A 14,310-nucleotide genomic window follows, 5' to 3' on the forward strand; every position below is an offset into this window, starting at 1 on the left:
TCCACCGCGACCTGTTCCTCAAGACCGGCAGGGAGCCGCTGGAGGCGTGCGTCGAGCTGGTCCAGGTCGACCCGTCGGCCCGGCATGTCTTCGCGGACGGCACCGAGGTGTCGCTGCCGAACGCCTCGCGCGCGGGAGCGGTCGCTGCCCTGGACGAGGCGCTGGGGTCGGGGGCCGGGGGACGCTGGGGCGACTTTCTGGTGCGGGCCCGCGAGGCCTGGGACCGGACCCGCAGGCCTCTCCTGGAGGAGCCCCTGTGGCCGAACTGGCCGGTGCTGGCCGAGCGTGAGCCCTACCCCGCCGTCCCGCACAAGCGGCTGCTGCGCACCCGCCGGGCCGGCACGCTCGCCGAGGTCGGCGCCTGGGAGCTGCGCGATCCCCGGCTGGTCGCCCTGCTGGAGAGCCAGGCCCTCGCGTACGGCCTGGACCCGCGCGTCGCTCCGGCCGCCGCCGCCGTGCTGCCGTACATGGATCACGCCTTCGGCACCTGGTACGTGCGCGGTGGCATCCGGGAGCTCGCACGTGCGGTGTACGAGCGCTGCCTGGCCCGGCGGGTCGAGTTCGTCTTCGGCGCCGAGGTGACGACGGTGCTGGAGAAGGACGGCCGGGCCGCGGGAGTGGAGCTCGCCGACGGGACGGTGGCGGAGGCGGACTTCGTGGTCGCCGGTGTCGCACCGGAGGTGCTGAGCCGTGTCGTGCCCGGTACGGCGATACGGGGGGCAGGCGAGGTCCCGGGGCAGCGCGGGCTGCCGAGCCGTCTGACGGTGCTGCTGGCGCTGCGCGGCGGGCGTCCGGTTGGGGCGGTTCATCGGACGGTGGTGCACGCGGAGGACCGCGAGCTCGAGCTGGAGTCCGTGTTCGGCACGCCCGCGGGGATGGCCGCCCGTCCCACGGTCACGGTGCTGCGGCCCGACGATCCCCAGCTGGTCCCGGACCCCGCGCACGAGGCGGTCACGCTGACCGCCACGGTCGCTTCCATGCCGGGTGAGCGGAGCCGGGCCGACGCGGAGGTCCTCGACCGGCACGCAGAGGCCATGATCACCATCGCCGAACGCGTCATACCCGACCTGCGGGGCCGCCTCCTCTGGCGCGAGGTGCGCACTCCGGCCGACATCGCGGAGGTGACCGGCGCGGAGGGCGGGGCGGTGCCGGCACCGGCGCTGGCGGCGGCCGGGGGCCGGCTGCTGCACCCGTCGAACACGACCGGGCTGCCTGGCCTGTTCACCGTCGGCGGCTGGTCTCACCCGGGCGGCGGTCTCCCCCATGCCGGCATGTCGGGCGCCCTGGTGGCAGGGCTGATCGTGGAGGGGCCGGACTTCCGCGGATCTCAGTGAGAGCCGGCGTTCAGAAGCGGTACCGCTCGTCGTACTCGTTCCCCTGCGCCTGACCGTCGCCCTGGTACGGGTAGGGCTGCTCGGGCGGGAGTTCCCCGCCGTAGGCGTCGTCGGTGCTGCGCTGCTGCGGTACCCACACGCCGCCGGGCGGGGTCTGGCCGCCGTAGCTGCCGGTGGCGTACTGGTCCTGGCCGTAGGCCTGCTGACCGTACTGCTGCTGGTCGTAGCCGGTGTCGTACGCGGCGCCGCCGTAGGTCTGGGTGCCGATGTACGGATCGGAGTACGCGGCGTACTGCTGCTGGCCGGTGGTGTCGTAGCCGTACTGCTGCTGGCCGTAGGAGTAACCGTCGTAGGCGTAGTTCTGATCGGCACTCTGGGCGGCCGTCGCGTACTGGTCCTGGGTCTGCCCCGCGGCGGCGTACGCGGTGTCGCCGTATATGCCGTAGGAGCCGGTGTCGTCGGGCATCGGCTGCGGTTCGTACACGGCGGTGGCCTCGGCGGCCGTGGGCTCCGGGATGGGGGTCCCCCCGCTCGAGCCGATTCGAGAGTGGGGGAGGGCGGGCGTGAAGACGTCGTCGCGGTCGTAGTCGTCCTGGCCGTGCGCGTCGCGGTGACCGTACTGGGCGCTGTCGTCGCCGTAGTCGCCCGCTTCCAGATCGGAGACCTCGAGGGTCGGGTCCTGGTACTCCGGCTCGCCGCGGCGGCGCTTGCTGCCGCCCAGGCCCGAACGCCCGGTGACCGCCCAGCCGGCGGCGAAACCGCGGCGGAACGACAGCGTGACGTACGTCTGCCCGACCGCGAAGGCGGCGGCGCCCAGTCCGATCACGACGACGGACGGGATCAGTACACCGACGACGACACCGAGGAACCCGACGAACGCCAGCAGCCGCCAGCGAAGCCGCGCCTTGTACTGCAGCAGCACCTCGCCGAGCAGCCACAGCGCGACGATGCCGAACGCGATGTAGAGGACCGTCCAGCCCATGTACGCCCCTCTCCCAGTGGCCGCTACGCAGTGTGTCGTATGAGCGTGCGACCGGTCTAGGCCCGCGGTGGGTGGTGCAGGCCCAGATTCTCGTAGATTTCCAGCGTCGCCGTGGAGTTGTTGAGCGTGATGAAGTGCAGTCCGGGCACTCCCTCGGCCAGCAGCCGCGCGCAGAACTCCGTGGCGAACTCGATCCCCATGGAGCGTACAGCGGCCGGATTGTCTTTTGCTGTGAGGATTCGCTCTTTCAAGGTGGACGGAAGGTGAGCATTACTGAGCTGCGGCAGTCGTTCCAGCATCCGGACGCTGGTCACGGGCATGACCTCCGGGATGACCGGGGTCTCACAGCCGGCTGCCACGACCCGGTCGCGCAGCCGGAGATAGGACTCCGGCTGGAAGAACATCTGGGTGATCGCGTAGTCGGCACCGGCGCGGCACTTGTCGACGAAGTGCGTGACGTCCGTGTCCCAGTCGCTGGAGCGCGGGTGCATCTCCGGGAAGGCCGCGACGCCGACGCAGAAGTCGCCCGACTCCTTGATGAGCCGGACAAGTTCGGCGGCGTAGGTGAGGCCCTTGGGATGCGGCACCCACTCGCCCATCGGGTCGCCGGGCGGGTCGCCGCGCAGGGCGAGCATGTTGCGGATGCCGGCGTCGGCGAACTGGCCGATGACGTTGCGCAGTTCGGTGATGGAGTGGTCGACCGCGGTGAGATGGGCGACCGGGGTGAGGGTGGTGTCGGCGACGATCTGCTCGGTCTCCTTGACCGTGCTCGCGCGCGTTGAGCCGCCGGCACCGTACGTCACGGAGACGAAGTCGGGGGCCACCGCCTCGACCCTGCGGAGGGCGTTCCACAGGCTGCGCTCGCCCTTGGCGGTCTTCGGCGCGTAGAACTCGAACGAGTACGTCGTCTTGCCGGTGGCGAGCATGTCGCGCACGGTACGTGCGCGATCAGTCCTGGTGGATGCGGTTCCGAGGGCCATACGGGCAGGTTAGCCAGGGGGCGGCGGTCCCCCAACCGGATGCCGCAAATTTGCCCGATTTGTCGGCTTGTTGTCCATCCCTTGGACACCTTGGACAAACGTGCGTGTCACGCCTGCCGCAGCCGCTTGGCGAACTCCGCCGCGGCCGCACCCGGGTCGTCCGCCTCCGTGATGGCCCGTACGACCACGACCCGGCGGGCGCCCGCGTCGAGCACCTGGTCGAGGTTGCCGAGGTCGATGCCGCCGATGGCGAACCAGGGGCGGTCGGTGCCGAGCCCCGCCGTGTACCGCACCAGGTCGAGGCCGGGGGCATGGCGGCCGGGCTTGGTGGGGGTGGGCCAGCAGGGGCCGGTGCAGAAGTAGTCCACGCCGTCCTGAACGGCGGCCACGGCGGCCTCGGACTCCGCGTGCGTGGAGCGGCCTATGAGGATGTCGTCGCCGAGGATCGCCCGGGCGGCGGGGACGGGGAGATCGCCCTGGCCGAGGTGGAGTACGTCCGAGCCGGCGGCGTGCGCGACATCCGCGCGGTCGTTGACCGCGAGAAGCCTGCCGTGCCGGGCGCAGGCCTCGGCGAACACCTTCAGGTGCTCCAGCTCCTCGGCCGCCTCCATGCCCTTGTCGCGCAGCTGCACGATGTCGACCCCGCCCGCCAGGACCGCGTCCAGGAACTCCGGCAGATCACCCTGGCGCTTGCGCGCGTCCGTGCACAGGTACACCCGGGCGTCGGCGAGCCTGGCGCGGGCGGTGGCGGCGGTGTCGGTCATGTGTCCCCCGTTGTGGGCGGCGTACGGGCTGCGGGTGAGCGTGCCGGACAGCGGCCGTGGCCTGCGCGCGCCGCGGCCCGTACGCCGGACGGTTTTCGGATCAGACGGCGAGCGCCTGGGCGCGGCGCTTCACCTCCGTGCCGCGATTCTCGCTCAGCGCCTGTGCGGGGGTGCCGGGCAGGGTCGGGTCGGGGGTGAACAGCCACTCCAGCATCTCTTCGACCGTGAAGCCGTCGTCCCGCAGGAGCGTCAGGGTCCCGGACAGGCCCTTGACGACCTTGTCCCCGTCGATGAAGGCGGCGGGGACGTGCAGCGCGCGGTTCTCGCCGCGGCGTACGGCGATGAGCTGGCCATCCTTGACCAGCTGTCGCACGCGCGTCACCTCGACACCGAGCTTTTCGGCGATGTCGGGAAGGGTGAGCCAGGCGGGGACGAGAGCGTCGATCTTTGTGTCAATCTCGGTCACGGAAACTAGCCTGCCATCCCCCACTGACAGTCGGAAGCCAGACCGGTCCGACCTGGAGTGACGGACCACTGGGACGGACCGGGAGCAAGGGGCCGTCCGGGCGGTGCCTACGACGGCTGCGCCACCGCCGATTTCAGCGGCCGCGCCGGGTCCGCCAGCAGTTCCGGGTTCATCGGTGTGCCGGCCTCGATCAGCCGTCGCCCCTGGGCCAGATCCCTCGGGCGGCCCACCGCCAGCAGGGCGACGAGCTGGTTCTCGCGCAGCCAGCAGACGGTCCAGGCGGGGCCGGACGGGTCGCCGCGCCATACGGTGCGGTCGGCGGACGTGTGATGGCCGGCGTACTGGACGAAGCGGCCGAACTGCTCGGACCAGAAGTACGGCACCGGGTCGTAGACCACCGGAGCCTCGCCGGTCGCCTCGCCGATGATGTTCGCGGCCACCGTACGAGGGCCCTGCAGGGCGTTGTCCCAGTGGTGGACCAGAAGGCGCTCGCCATACCTTCCCGAAGGGAAGGAGGCGCAGTCGCCCACCGCGTAGACGTCCGGCGCGGAGGTGCGCAGGTGCTGGTCGGCCACGACCTCGCCGTATGCGCCGAGCTCGAGGCCGGCGCCGGTGAGCCAGGCGGTGGCGGGCCGGGCGCCGATACCGACCACGACCGCACCGGCGGGCAGCCGCGAACCGTCGTCGAGCACGACCGCGCCGGGCTCGACCCGCGCCACGCGCGCGTGCGTGCGCAGTACGGCACCGCTGTCCGCGTACCAGTCCGCCATCGGCGCGGCCACCTCGGCGGGCAGCGCCCCGGCGAGCGGGCGGTCCGCGGCCTTCACGACCGTCACGGCGCAGCCCGCCTCGCGCGCGGCCGTGGCGAACTCCGCGCCGATCCAGCCCGCACCGACGACCACGATGTCGTGCTGCCGGGCGAGCACGGGCCGCAGCCGCTCGGCGTCGTCCAGGGTGCGCAGCAGATGCACGCCGGGGACGCCCTCCGCGCCCGGCAGCGTGATCGGTTCGGCACCGGTCGCGAGGACCAGGACGTCGTACGGCACCGGCCCGGCGGCCGTGTCGAGCTCGTGCTCGTCGGGGCGGACGCCGAGGACCTCGCGCCCGAGGTGCAGCTCGATGTCGAGCGCCTCGAAATCGACGTCGAAGGCGGAGCCCTCCGCCGTGCCGAGCAGGACGGCCTTGGACAGCGGCGGACGGTCGTACGGCTGGTGGGGCTCGGCGCCGATCAGCGTCACGGTGCCCGTGAAGCCCTGTTCACGCAGGGCGACCGCGGTCTGCACACCGGCCATGCCCGCACCGACCACGACCACGCGCCGCGGCTGCGACGGCCCCGTCTCCTGCGTCTGCTCGCTCACCTGATCACCATAGTCAACTGACTTTCTGTCAGTCAGGGGGTGGGCTCGGTGACCTGCTCCACAACGCTCGTCCCGTTGCCCTGCTGCGACTCCCACTCCCAGGTCTCCTCCAGCCGCACCCGCCCGTCGGGCAGCTCGACGACCTTGGACTCGCAGTGCCCCGAGGACGTCGTCCCGTCCTGCTTGAGCTGCACGTACCGGAAGTCGAGCCGGTCGCCCTCCCGGGTCCCCACCAGGTACCCGCGCACGACGTCGCCGCCCACGTACTCGGCCCAGATCTCGCCGTCCTTCTCGTGGTAGGTGAACCGGGTGCGGGTACCCACCTGACCTGGGGCTTGATCGGCGACAGGGGCGAGGACGAGACCGTCGAGCGAGCGGGCCACAGGCGGAGGCTCCCTTACTGAGACTTACGGCGTCGGGCTAGGGTGGCCAACGTAGAGCACTCGCGGGAGCCCGGACGCACCGGGCTGAGAGGGAGGCTGGCGGCCTCCGACCGTACGAACCTGATCCGGGTCATGCCGGCGAAGGGAGGGGCGCAGCGCCCGTGTCGTCATCCACACGTACGTCAGACGTCCTCGTCATCGGGGGCGGAATCATCGGTCTGGTCACGGCCTGGCGGGCCGCGCAACGCGGCTTCGCGACCGCCGTCGTGGACCCCGAACCCGGCGGCGGGGCCGCCCAGGTGGCGGCGGGGATGCTGGCCGCCGTCACGGAACTGCACTACGGCGAGCAGACCCTGCTCGGCCTGAACCTGGCCTCGGCCCGCCGCTATCCGGACTTCGCGGCCGAGCTCACCGACCTCACCGGCCACGACCTCGGCTACCGCCAGTGCGGCACGCTCGCCGTCGCCCTGGACGCGGACGACCGCGCCCATCTGCGGGAACTGCACGCCCTGCAACGGCAGTCGGGCCTGGACTCGGAGTGGCTGTCCGGACGGGACTGCCGGCGCCTGGAGCCGATGCTCGCGCCGGGTGTGCGCGGCGGGCTGCGGGTCGACGGCGACCACCAGATCGACCCGCGGCGGCTCACGGGGGCGCTGGTGGCCGCGTGCGAGCGGGCGGGCGTGGTCTTCCACCGGGAGTGGGCGGAAAGGCTCGTGGTCGTACGGGACCGGGCCGCGGGGGCCGTCACGCGCGCGGGCACCGAGCTGGCCGCCGGGCAGGTGGTCCTGGCCGCGGGGAGCCTCAGCGGGCGGCTCGCGGGTGTCCCGGACGCCGTCCTGCCCCCGGTACGGCCCGTGAAGGGGCAGGTGCTGCGGCTGACCGTACCGAAGCGGTACGCGCCGTTCCTGAGCCGGACCGTGCGCGCGGTCGTCCGCGGCAGCCATGTCTACCTGGTGCCGCGCGAGAGCGGCGAACTGGTCGTCGGGGCGACCAGTGAGGAGCTCGGCTGGGACACGACGGTCACGGCCGGCGGCGTGTACCAGCTGCTGCGGGACGCGCACGAGCTGGTGCCCGGCATCACCGAGCTGCCGCTGACCGAGACGCGGGCCGGACTGCGCCCCGGCTCGCCCGACAACGCGCCCCTGCTCGGACCGACCGGGCTGGACGGACTGCTGCTGGCCACCGGGCACTACCGCAACGGCGTCCTGCTGACCCCCGTCACCGGCGACGTCATGGCGCATGTGCTCACCACCGGCGAACTCCCGGACGTGGCCCGCCCCTTCACACCGAAACGCTTCAGCGCAGCACTCACGGAGCAGCCCGCATGAACATGCACGGAGCAGCCCGCATGACCATCTCCGTCAACGGCGAGCCGCGCGAGGTCGAGCCCGGCACGGCTCTCGACGTCCTGGTGAAGAGCCTCACGGCAGCCCCCTCCGGAGTGGCCGCCGCCCTCAACGAAACCGTCGTCCCGCGCGCGCAGTGGCCGATCACGCCCCTCTCCGAGGGGGACCGTGTCGAAGTCCTCACCGCCGTCCAAGGAGGCTGACCCATGGCCGACGATCCCTTTGTCCTGGGTGGTACGACCTTCACGTCCCGGCTGATCATGGGCACCGGGGGTGCGCCCAGCCTCGATGTGCTGGAGCGGGCGCTGGTGGCTTCCGGAACGGAGCTGACCACGGTGGCCATGCGGCGGGTGAATCCCGATGTGCACGGGTCCGTGCTGTCGGTGCTGGACCGGCTGGGGATTCGGGTGCTGCCGAACACCGCGGGGTGTTTCACGGCGGGTGAGGCCGTGCTCACGGCCCGGCTGGCGCGGGAGGCGCTCGGGACGGAGCTGGTCAAGCTGGAGGTCATCGCCGACGAACGGACGCTGCTGCCGGATCCGATCGAGCTGCTGGAGGCGGCGGAGACGCTGGTGGACGACGGGTTCACGGTGCTGCCGTACACGAACGACGATCCCGTGCTGGCGCGGAAGCTTCAGGACGTGGGGTGTGCCGCGATCATGCCGCTGGGGTCGCCGATCGGGTCGGGGCTCGGGATTCGCAATCCGCACAACTTCCAGTTGATCGTGGAGCACGCGCGTGTGCCGGTGATTCTGGATGCGGGGGCCGGTACGGCGTCGGACGCGGCGTTCGCGATGGAGCTGGGGTGCGCGGGTGTGATGCTCGCCTCGGCCGTGACGCGGGCGCAGGAGCCGGTGCTGATGGCTGACGCCATGCGGCATGCGGTGGAGGCGGGGCGGCTGGCGTTCCGGGCGGGGCGGATCCCTCGGCGGCACTTCGCGGAGGCGTCTTCTCCTGTGGAGGGGATCGCTGCGTTGGACCCTGAGCGGCCTGCCTTTTAGGTTCGTGGGTTCCGTCACAGGTGCGCTTCAAGTGGGCCCTCAACAGGGCTGAACGGGGCGGCGTGTCGGTGGCGGCTCGTACACTCGCCTGCGTGGACACGACCCTTCAGGACCCTCTGGTCGGACAGCTGCTCGACGGCCGTTATCGCGTCGACGCGAGGATCGCGGTCGGCGGGATGGCCACGGTCTACCGGGCCGTGGACACCCGCCTGGACCGCGTCCTCGCGCTCAAGGTGATGCATCCGACGCTCGCGACGGACGGCACGTTCGTCGAGCGGTTCATCCGCGAGGCCAAGTCGGTCGCCCGGCTCGCCCACCCCAATGTCGTCCAGGTGTTCGACCAGGGCGCGGACGGGTCGTACGTCTATCTGGCCATGGAGTACGTCTCCGGCTGCACCCTGCGTGATGTGCTGCGCGAGCGCGGGGCACTGCAGCCGCGGGCCGCGCTGGACATCCTGGAGCCGGTCCTCGCCGCGCTCGGCGCCGCGCACCGCGCCGGGTTCGTACACCGCGACATGAAGCCGGAGAACGTCCTGATAGGGGACGACGGCCGGGTCAAGGTCGCCGACTTCGGGCTGGTCCGGGCGGTGGACACGGTCACCAGCACCACCGGGTCCGTCCTCGGCACGGTGTCCTATCTCGCACCGGAGCAGATCGAACAGGGCAGCGCCGACCCCCGTGTCGACGTGTACGCGTGCGGTGTCGTGCTGTACGAGATGCTGACCGGCGCCAAGCCGCACTCCGGGGACTCCCCCGCCCAGGTGCTCTACAAGCACATCCACGAGGACGTCCCGCCGCCCTCGGCCGCCGTGCCGGGCCTGGCGTACGAGCTGGACGAGCTGGTCGCCTCGGCGACCTCGCGCACCCCGGACGTCCGCCCGCACGACGCGGTGGCGCTGCTCGCCCAGGTCCGCGAGGCGCGCGGCGCGCTCGGCACGGACCAGCTCGACGCGATGCCACCGCAGGCGCTCACCGCGGAACACGACAACGCCGACGACCGTACGAGCGTGATCCCGCGCGCGCTGACCTCGCTGCGGCAGCTGCCCGTCAACGAGGACGACGAGCCCCCGCTCAACCGGACCAGCCGGCTCCAGGCCCCGCCGGCTCCGGCTCCGCGGCGCTCGTCCCCGCCCCGGCGCACACTGTTCACGATCATCGCCGCCGTCCTGCTGGTGCTCGGCGCCGGCACAGGCGTCTGGTACATCAACTCCGGCCAGTTCACCAAGGTCCCGCCGCTGCTGGCGAAGACCGAGGCCGAGGCCAAGGACCGGCTCGCGGACGCCGGGCTGGAGGTCGGGCAGCTCAGGCACGCCTACAGCGACACCGTGAAGCGCGGCACGGTCATCAGCACCGACCCGGCGCCGGGCGCCCGGATCCGGCACAACGACTCCGTCGCACTCACCATCTCCGACGGCCCGGAGACGGTGAAGGTCCCCGATCTGGCGGGCTACCGGCTGGACAAGGCGCGCGACCTGCTGAAGGACAGCGGGCTGGAGCCGGGCATGGTGACCCGGGAGTTCAGCGACGACGTCACCAAGGGGTTCGTGATCGGCTCGGACCCGCAGACGGGCACGGAGACCCGAGCGGGCACGGCGATCGCGCTCACCGTCAGCAAGGGCAGCCCGGTGGACGTCCCGGACGTCACCGGCCGCGACCTGGACGACGCCCGGAGCGAACTCGAGGAGGCCGGCCTCAAGGTGCGCATCGCGTCCCAGCGGGTCAACTCGGAGTACGACGCGGGCCAGGTCGCCCGGCAGTCGCCGCAGGCCGACAGCCAGGCCGCCGAGGGCGACACGGTGACGCTGACACTGTCCAAGGGCCCGGAGATGGTCGAGGTTCCGGACGTGGTCGGTGACAGCGTCGACGAGGCCAGGCAGCAGCTGGAGGACGCCGGCTTCCAGGTCGACGAGGACCGCGGCCTGCTCGGGCTGTTCGGCGACGAGGTGAAGGGCCAGTCGGTGGAGGGCGGCGAGACGGCTCCCAAGGGGTCGACGATCACCATCGAGATCGGCTGACAGGGCACGCGCGGGGACATGACACCCTGAACGCGTGAAGAGTCGACACCCCTCCCGCAATCCCGTCGGCGGTCACGTCCCCGTCGCCGGCGGCCTGCACTCCGTAGGCCTGACGTACGCCCACGACCTCAAGGCCGAGACCGTGCAGGTCTTCGTCGCCAACCCGCGCGGCTGGGCCACGCACGTCGGGAACCCCGCGCAGGACGAGGCGTTCCGGGAGGCGTGCGCGGCGGAGTCGATACCGGCCTATGTGCATGCGCCGTACCTGATCAACTTCGGCTCGCACACCGAGGCCACCGTGGAGAGGTCGGTGGAGTCGCTGCGGCACTCGCTGCGGCGCGGGCGGGAGATCGGCGCACTGGGCGTGGTCGTGCACACCGGGAGCGCGACCGGTGGCCGGGACCGGTCCGTGGCCCTGAAGCAGGTACGGGAGTACATGCTGCCGCTGCTGGACGAGCTCACCCATGACGACGATCCGTACCTGCTGCTGGAGTCCACGGCGGGACAGGGCGCCTCCCTGTGTTCGCGCACCTGGGACTTCGGGCCGTACTTCGAGGCGCTGGACGCCCATCCGAAGCTGGGGGTCTGTCTCGACACCTGCCATGTCTTCGCCGCCGGACACGATCTGACCGGCCCGAACGGCATGCACCAGACGCTGGACCTGCTGGTGGACACGGTTGGCGAGGGCCGGCTGAAACTGATCCATGCCAACGACTCCAAGGACGTGGTGGGCGCGCACAAGGACCGGCACGAGAACATTGGCGCCGGACACATCGGCGAGGACCCGTTCCGGGCGCTGATGACCCACCCCGCCACCGAGGGCGTACCGCTGATCATCGAGACACCCGGCGGCAAGGAGGGGCACGCGGCGGACGTGGCCCGGCTGAAGAGGCTCAGGGACGGCTGACGCCGAACGGTAGGGCGTGTCCGGCGGATCAGGCCGGCTCCAGGAAGCGGTGACCGATCAGCGCAGGTGCCAGACCCCGCGATTCCGGCCTGATCCGCCGGGCACGCCCTACAGCTCGGGACCGTCCCCGGGCTCCTCCTGGTAGGAGTAGCGCTGTTCCTTCCAGGGGTCGCCGATGTTGTGGTAGCCGCGCTCCTCCCAGAAGCCACGGCGGTCGGTGATCATGTACTCCACGCCGCGGACCCACTTGGGGCCCTTCCAGGCGTACAGGTGCGGGACGATGAGCCGCAGCGGGAAGCCGTGCTCCGCGGTCAGCAGTTCGCCGTCCTTGTGGGTGGCGAAAATCGTGCGCTCGGACGCGAAGTCCGACAGGCGCAGATTGGAGCTGAAGCCGTACTCCGCCCACACCATCACATGGGTGACATTCGGGGCGGGCGGGGCGATCTCCAGGATCGTCCGCGCGGGGATTCCGCCCCACTCCGCGCCGAGCATGCTGAACTTCGTGACGCAGTGCAGATCGGCCACTACGGTGGTGTAGGGCAGGGCCGTGAACTCGTCGTGGTTCCAGCAGTGCTTCTCACCGTCGGCGGTGGCGCCGAAGACCCTGAACTCCCAGCGCTCGGGCCGGAACTTGGGCACCGGCCCGTAGTGCGTGACCGGCCAGCCGCGCTGCACTCGCTGCCCCGGCGGAAGCTCGCACTGTGCTGCTTCTCCAGATTCGCGCTCCACCGGATGACCCATGGCTCCATCCTGACAGACCCGACGCAGTGCACTTGACCAGGCCGGTCCAGAATCGGGCAACCCGCACTAAGCATGGACTTACTTACTAAGTCCCTACTTACTGGACGATCTTCGACACCTGGTGCAATCATGCGGCGGCAACCTCCCATTCCCCACGCGGAAGGAGCCGCTGCCATGCAGGGCGACCCCGAGGTCATCGAGTTTCTCAACGAGCAGCTCACCGGCGAGCTGACCGCGATCAACCAGTACTTCCTGCACGCGAAGATGCAGGAGAACCTCGGCTGGTACAAGCTCGCGAAGTACACCCGGAGCGAGTCGTTCGACGAGATGAAGCACGCCGAGATGCTCACCGACCGGATCCTTTTCCTGGAGGGACTGCCCAACTACCAGCGGCTGTTCCACGTACGGGTGGGGCAGACCGTCAAGGAGATGTTCGAGGCGGACCGGCAGGTCGAGGTGGAGGCGATGGACCGGCTCAAGCGCGGTATCGAGGTGATGCGCAACAAGGGCGACATCACGTCCGCGAACATCTTCGAGTCGATCCTCGCGGACGAGGAACACCACATCGACTATCTCGACACCCAGCTGGATCTGGTGGAGAAGCTCGGTGAGGCGCTGTACATCTCGCAGCTGGTCGAGCAGCCGGACAGCTGAGCGGCCACCCGAAGGCTACGCGGCCTCGTCCAGGCCTGCGATCTCGGACAGCACCGGCTTGCCCTGGTCGGCCAGCTCCCGGCGCGGGCACGCGCCCCTGCCGAGGAGCGCCTGGATCCGGCGTACGCACGAGCCGCAGTCGGTGCCCGCCTTGCAGGCCGACGCTATCTGGCGTGGGGTGCAGGCGCCGTTCTCCGCGTGCTGCTTGACCTGCTGCTCGGTGATGCCGAAGCAACTGCAGACGAACACGCGGTCCACCTCCCGCCGGGATCAAAGAGTCGTGCCGTAACCGATGGAGCACGGGCCCGCTTGATCGGTGAGGCAAACCTAACCTTACCCGTCGTGGGGGTGCCGTAAAAGTGGGAGGGGGCGCGGATCGTATGTGATCCGCGCCCCACCACACCGTCCGTAACAGGTCGACCGCTACTGGTCCCGGTACATCTCCGCGACGAGGAACGCCAGGTCCAGCGACTGACTGCGGTTCAGCCGCGGGTCGCAGGCCGTCTCGTAGCGCTGGTGCAGATCGTCGACGAAGATCTCGTCGCCGCCGCCCACGCACTCGGTGACGTCGTCGCCGGTCAGCTCCACGTGGATGCCGCCCGGGTGGGTGCCCAGCGCCTTGTGGACCTCGAAGAAGCCCTTGACCTCGTCGAGCACGTCGTCGAAGCGGCGGGTCTTGTGACCGGAGGCCGCCTCGAAGGTGTTGCCGTGCATCGGGTCGGTCACCCAGGCGACGGTCGCGCCCGAGGCGGTGACCTTCTCGACCAGCTCGGGCAGCTTGTCGCGGACCTTGTCGGCGCCCATGCGGACGATGAAGGTCAGCCGGCCCGGCTCACGCTCCGGGTCGAGGCGCTCGATGTACTGCAGCGCCTCCTCGGCCGTCGTCGTCGGGCCGAGCTTGACGCCGATCGGGTTGCGGATCTTCGACGCGAACTCGATGTGCGCGCCGTCCAGCTGACGGGTGCGCTCACCGATCCACACCATGTGCCCGGAGACGTCGTACAGCTGCCCGGTGCGCGAGTCGACCCTGGTCAGGGCGGACTCGTAGTCGAGCAGCAGCGCCTCGTGCGAGGAGTAGAACTCGACGGTCTTGAACTCCTCCGGGTCGGCCCCGCAGGCGTGCATGAAGTTCAGCGCCTGGTCGATCTCGCGCGCCAGCTGCTCGTAGCGCTGCCCGGACGGGGACGACTTCACGAAGTCCTGGTTCCAGGCGTGCACCTGGCGCAGGTCGGCGTAGCCGCCGGTGGTGAAGGCGCGCACCAGGTTCAGCGTGGAGGCGGACGCGTGGTACATCCGCTTCAGCCGCTCGGGGTCCGGGACGCGGGCCGCCTCCGTGAAGTCGAAGCCGTTGACGGAGTCGCCGCGGTAGGACGGCAGCG

At 70.9% G+C, this 14,310-nt stretch carries 16 protein-coding genes and 1 riboswitch; of the genes, 7 read left to right on the forward strand and 9 right to left on the reverse strand.

All coding sequences use genetic code 11. The features are described from left to right. A partial coding sequence (locus tag ACTWQJ_RS30000; RefSeq protein WP_443309663.1) for a phytoene desaturase family protein occupies positions 1–1,334 on the forward strand: 1,334 nt, incomplete at its 5' end. A 10-nt stretch (positions 1,335–1,344) separates the two neighbouring features. On the opposite strand, the gene ACTWQJ_RS30005 is transcribed toward ACTWQJ_RS30000, so the two are convergent. From ACTWQJ_RS30005 to ACTWQJ_RS30030, 6 genes are all read right to left on the reverse strand, one after another. Beyond that, on the reverse strand, positions 1,345–2,316 hold the full coding sequence (locus ACTWQJ_RS30005; protein WP_443309664.1) for an SCO2102 family sporulation regulator: 972 nt from the start codon (positions 2,314–2,316) through the stop codon (positions 1,345–1,347). A 56-nt stretch (positions 2,317–2,372) separates the two neighbouring features. After that, positions 2,373–3,296 (reverse strand): methylenetetrahydrofolate reductase [NAD(P)H], encoded by a 924-nt coding sequence (gene metF, locus ACTWQJ_RS30010; protein ID WP_443309665.1) that lies wholly within the window; start codon positions 3,294–3,296, stop codon positions 2,373–2,375. Between the two features lie 107 nt (positions 3,297–3,403). After that, the gene (gene thiE, locus ACTWQJ_RS30015) at positions 3,404–4,060 is read right to left on the reverse strand and encodes a thiamine phosphate synthase (RefSeq protein ID WP_443309666.1); all 657 of its coding nucleotides are present in this window, start codon (positions 4,058–4,060) and stop codon (positions 3,404–3,406) included. A gap of 100 nt (positions 4,061–4,160) precedes the next feature. Beyond that, positions 4,161–4,526 (reverse strand): Rv2175c family DNA-binding protein, encoded by a 366-nt coding sequence (locus ACTWQJ_RS30020; protein WP_385258703.1) that lies wholly within the window; start codon positions 4,524–4,526, stop codon positions 4,161–4,163. Positions 4,527–4,633: 107 nt separating this feature from the next. After that, the gene (locus tag ACTWQJ_RS30025; protein WP_443309667.1) at positions 4,634–5,884 is read right to left on the reverse strand and encodes an NAD(P)/FAD-dependent oxidoreductase; all 1,251 of its coding nucleotides are present in this window, start codon (positions 5,882–5,884) and stop codon (positions 4,634–4,636) included. A 32-nt stretch (positions 5,885–5,916) separates the two neighbouring features. Continuing rightward, the gene (locus ACTWQJ_RS30030; RefSeq protein ID WP_443309668.1) at positions 5,917–6,267 is read right to left on the reverse strand and encodes a hypothetical protein; all 351 of its coding nucleotides are present in this window, start codon (positions 6,265–6,267) and stop codon (positions 5,917–5,919) included. 52 nt (positions 6,268–6,319) lie between these two features. Then, positions 6,320–6,432, forward strand: a riboswitch (TPP riboswitch). Between ACTWQJ_RS30030 and thiO the strand changes: the two genes are divergently transcribed. The 5 genes from thiO (at position 6,429) to ACTWQJ_RS30055 (ending at position 11,536) form a co-directional block, all read left to right on the forward strand. Continuing rightward, a complete protein-coding gene (thiO, locus tag ACTWQJ_RS30035) occupies positions 6,429–7,595 on the forward strand; it encodes a glycine oxidase ThiO (RefSeq protein WP_443309669.1) in 1,167 nt (388 codons plus the stop codon). (Overlaps the previous riboswitch by 4 nt.) A gap of 20 nt (positions 7,596–7,615) precedes the next feature. Continuing rightward, complete coding sequence (gene thiS / locus ACTWQJ_RS30040; protein ID WP_443309670.1) at positions 7,616–7,816, forward strand: sulfur carrier protein ThiS; 201 nt, start codon at positions 7,616–7,618, stop codon at positions 7,814–7,816. A gap of 3 nt (positions 7,817–7,819) precedes the next feature. Then, positions 7,820–8,614, forward strand: coding sequence for a thiazole synthase (locus tag ACTWQJ_RS30045; protein ID WP_224739039.1), 795 nt, complete (start codon positions 7,820–7,822; stop codon positions 8,612–8,614). Positions 8,615–8,706: 92 nt separating this feature from the next. Then, positions 8,707–10,629, forward strand: a complete 1,923-nt coding sequence (gene pknB / locus ACTWQJ_RS30050; RefSeq protein WP_443309671.1) for a Stk1 family PASTA domain-containing Ser/Thr kinase — start codon at positions 8,707–8,709, stop codon at positions 10,627–10,629. Between the two features lie 34 nt (positions 10,630–10,663). Further along, a complete protein-coding gene (locus ACTWQJ_RS30055; protein WP_443309672.1) occupies positions 10,664–11,536 on the forward strand; it encodes a deoxyribonuclease IV in 873 nt (290 codons plus the stop codon). Between the two features lie 108 nt (positions 11,537–11,644). On the opposite strand, the gene ACTWQJ_RS30060 is transcribed toward ACTWQJ_RS30055, so the two are convergent. Further along, a complete protein-coding gene (locus tag ACTWQJ_RS30060) occupies positions 11,645–12,277 on the reverse strand; it encodes a sulfite oxidase-like oxidoreductase (protein ID WP_443309673.1) in 633 nt (210 codons plus the stop codon). 174 nt (positions 12,278–12,451) lie between these two features. On the opposite strand from ACTWQJ_RS30060, the gene bfr reads away from it, so the two are divergent. Then, positions 12,452–12,931: a bacterioferritin gene (bfr, locus tag ACTWQJ_RS30065; RefSeq protein ID WP_129797434.1), complete on the forward strand. Its 480-nt coding sequence runs from the start codon at positions 12,452–12,454 to the stop codon at positions 12,929–12,931. 15 nt (positions 12,932–12,946) lie between these two features. Here bfr and ACTWQJ_RS30070 read toward each other — a convergent pair whose 3' ends face one another. Both ACTWQJ_RS30070 and ACTWQJ_RS30075 read right to left on the reverse strand, forming a co-directional pair. After that, positions 12,947–13,180, reverse strand: coding sequence for a (2Fe-2S)-binding protein (locus ACTWQJ_RS30070; protein ID WP_224739035.1), 234 nt, complete (start codon positions 13,178–13,180; stop codon positions 12,947–12,949). A gap of 174 nt (positions 13,181–13,354) precedes the next feature. Then, a partial coding sequence (locus ACTWQJ_RS30075) for a 3-deoxy-7-phosphoheptulonate synthase class II (protein ID WP_443309674.1) occupies positions 13,355–14,310 on the reverse strand: 956 nt, incomplete at its 5' end.

The sequence above is a fragment of the Streptomyces sp. KR55 genome, assembly GCF_052245645.1.
In the GTDB taxonomy this organism is placed as follows: domain Bacteria; phylum Actinomycetota; class Actinomycetes; order Streptomycetales; family Streptomycetaceae; genus Streptomyces; species Streptomyces flavusporus.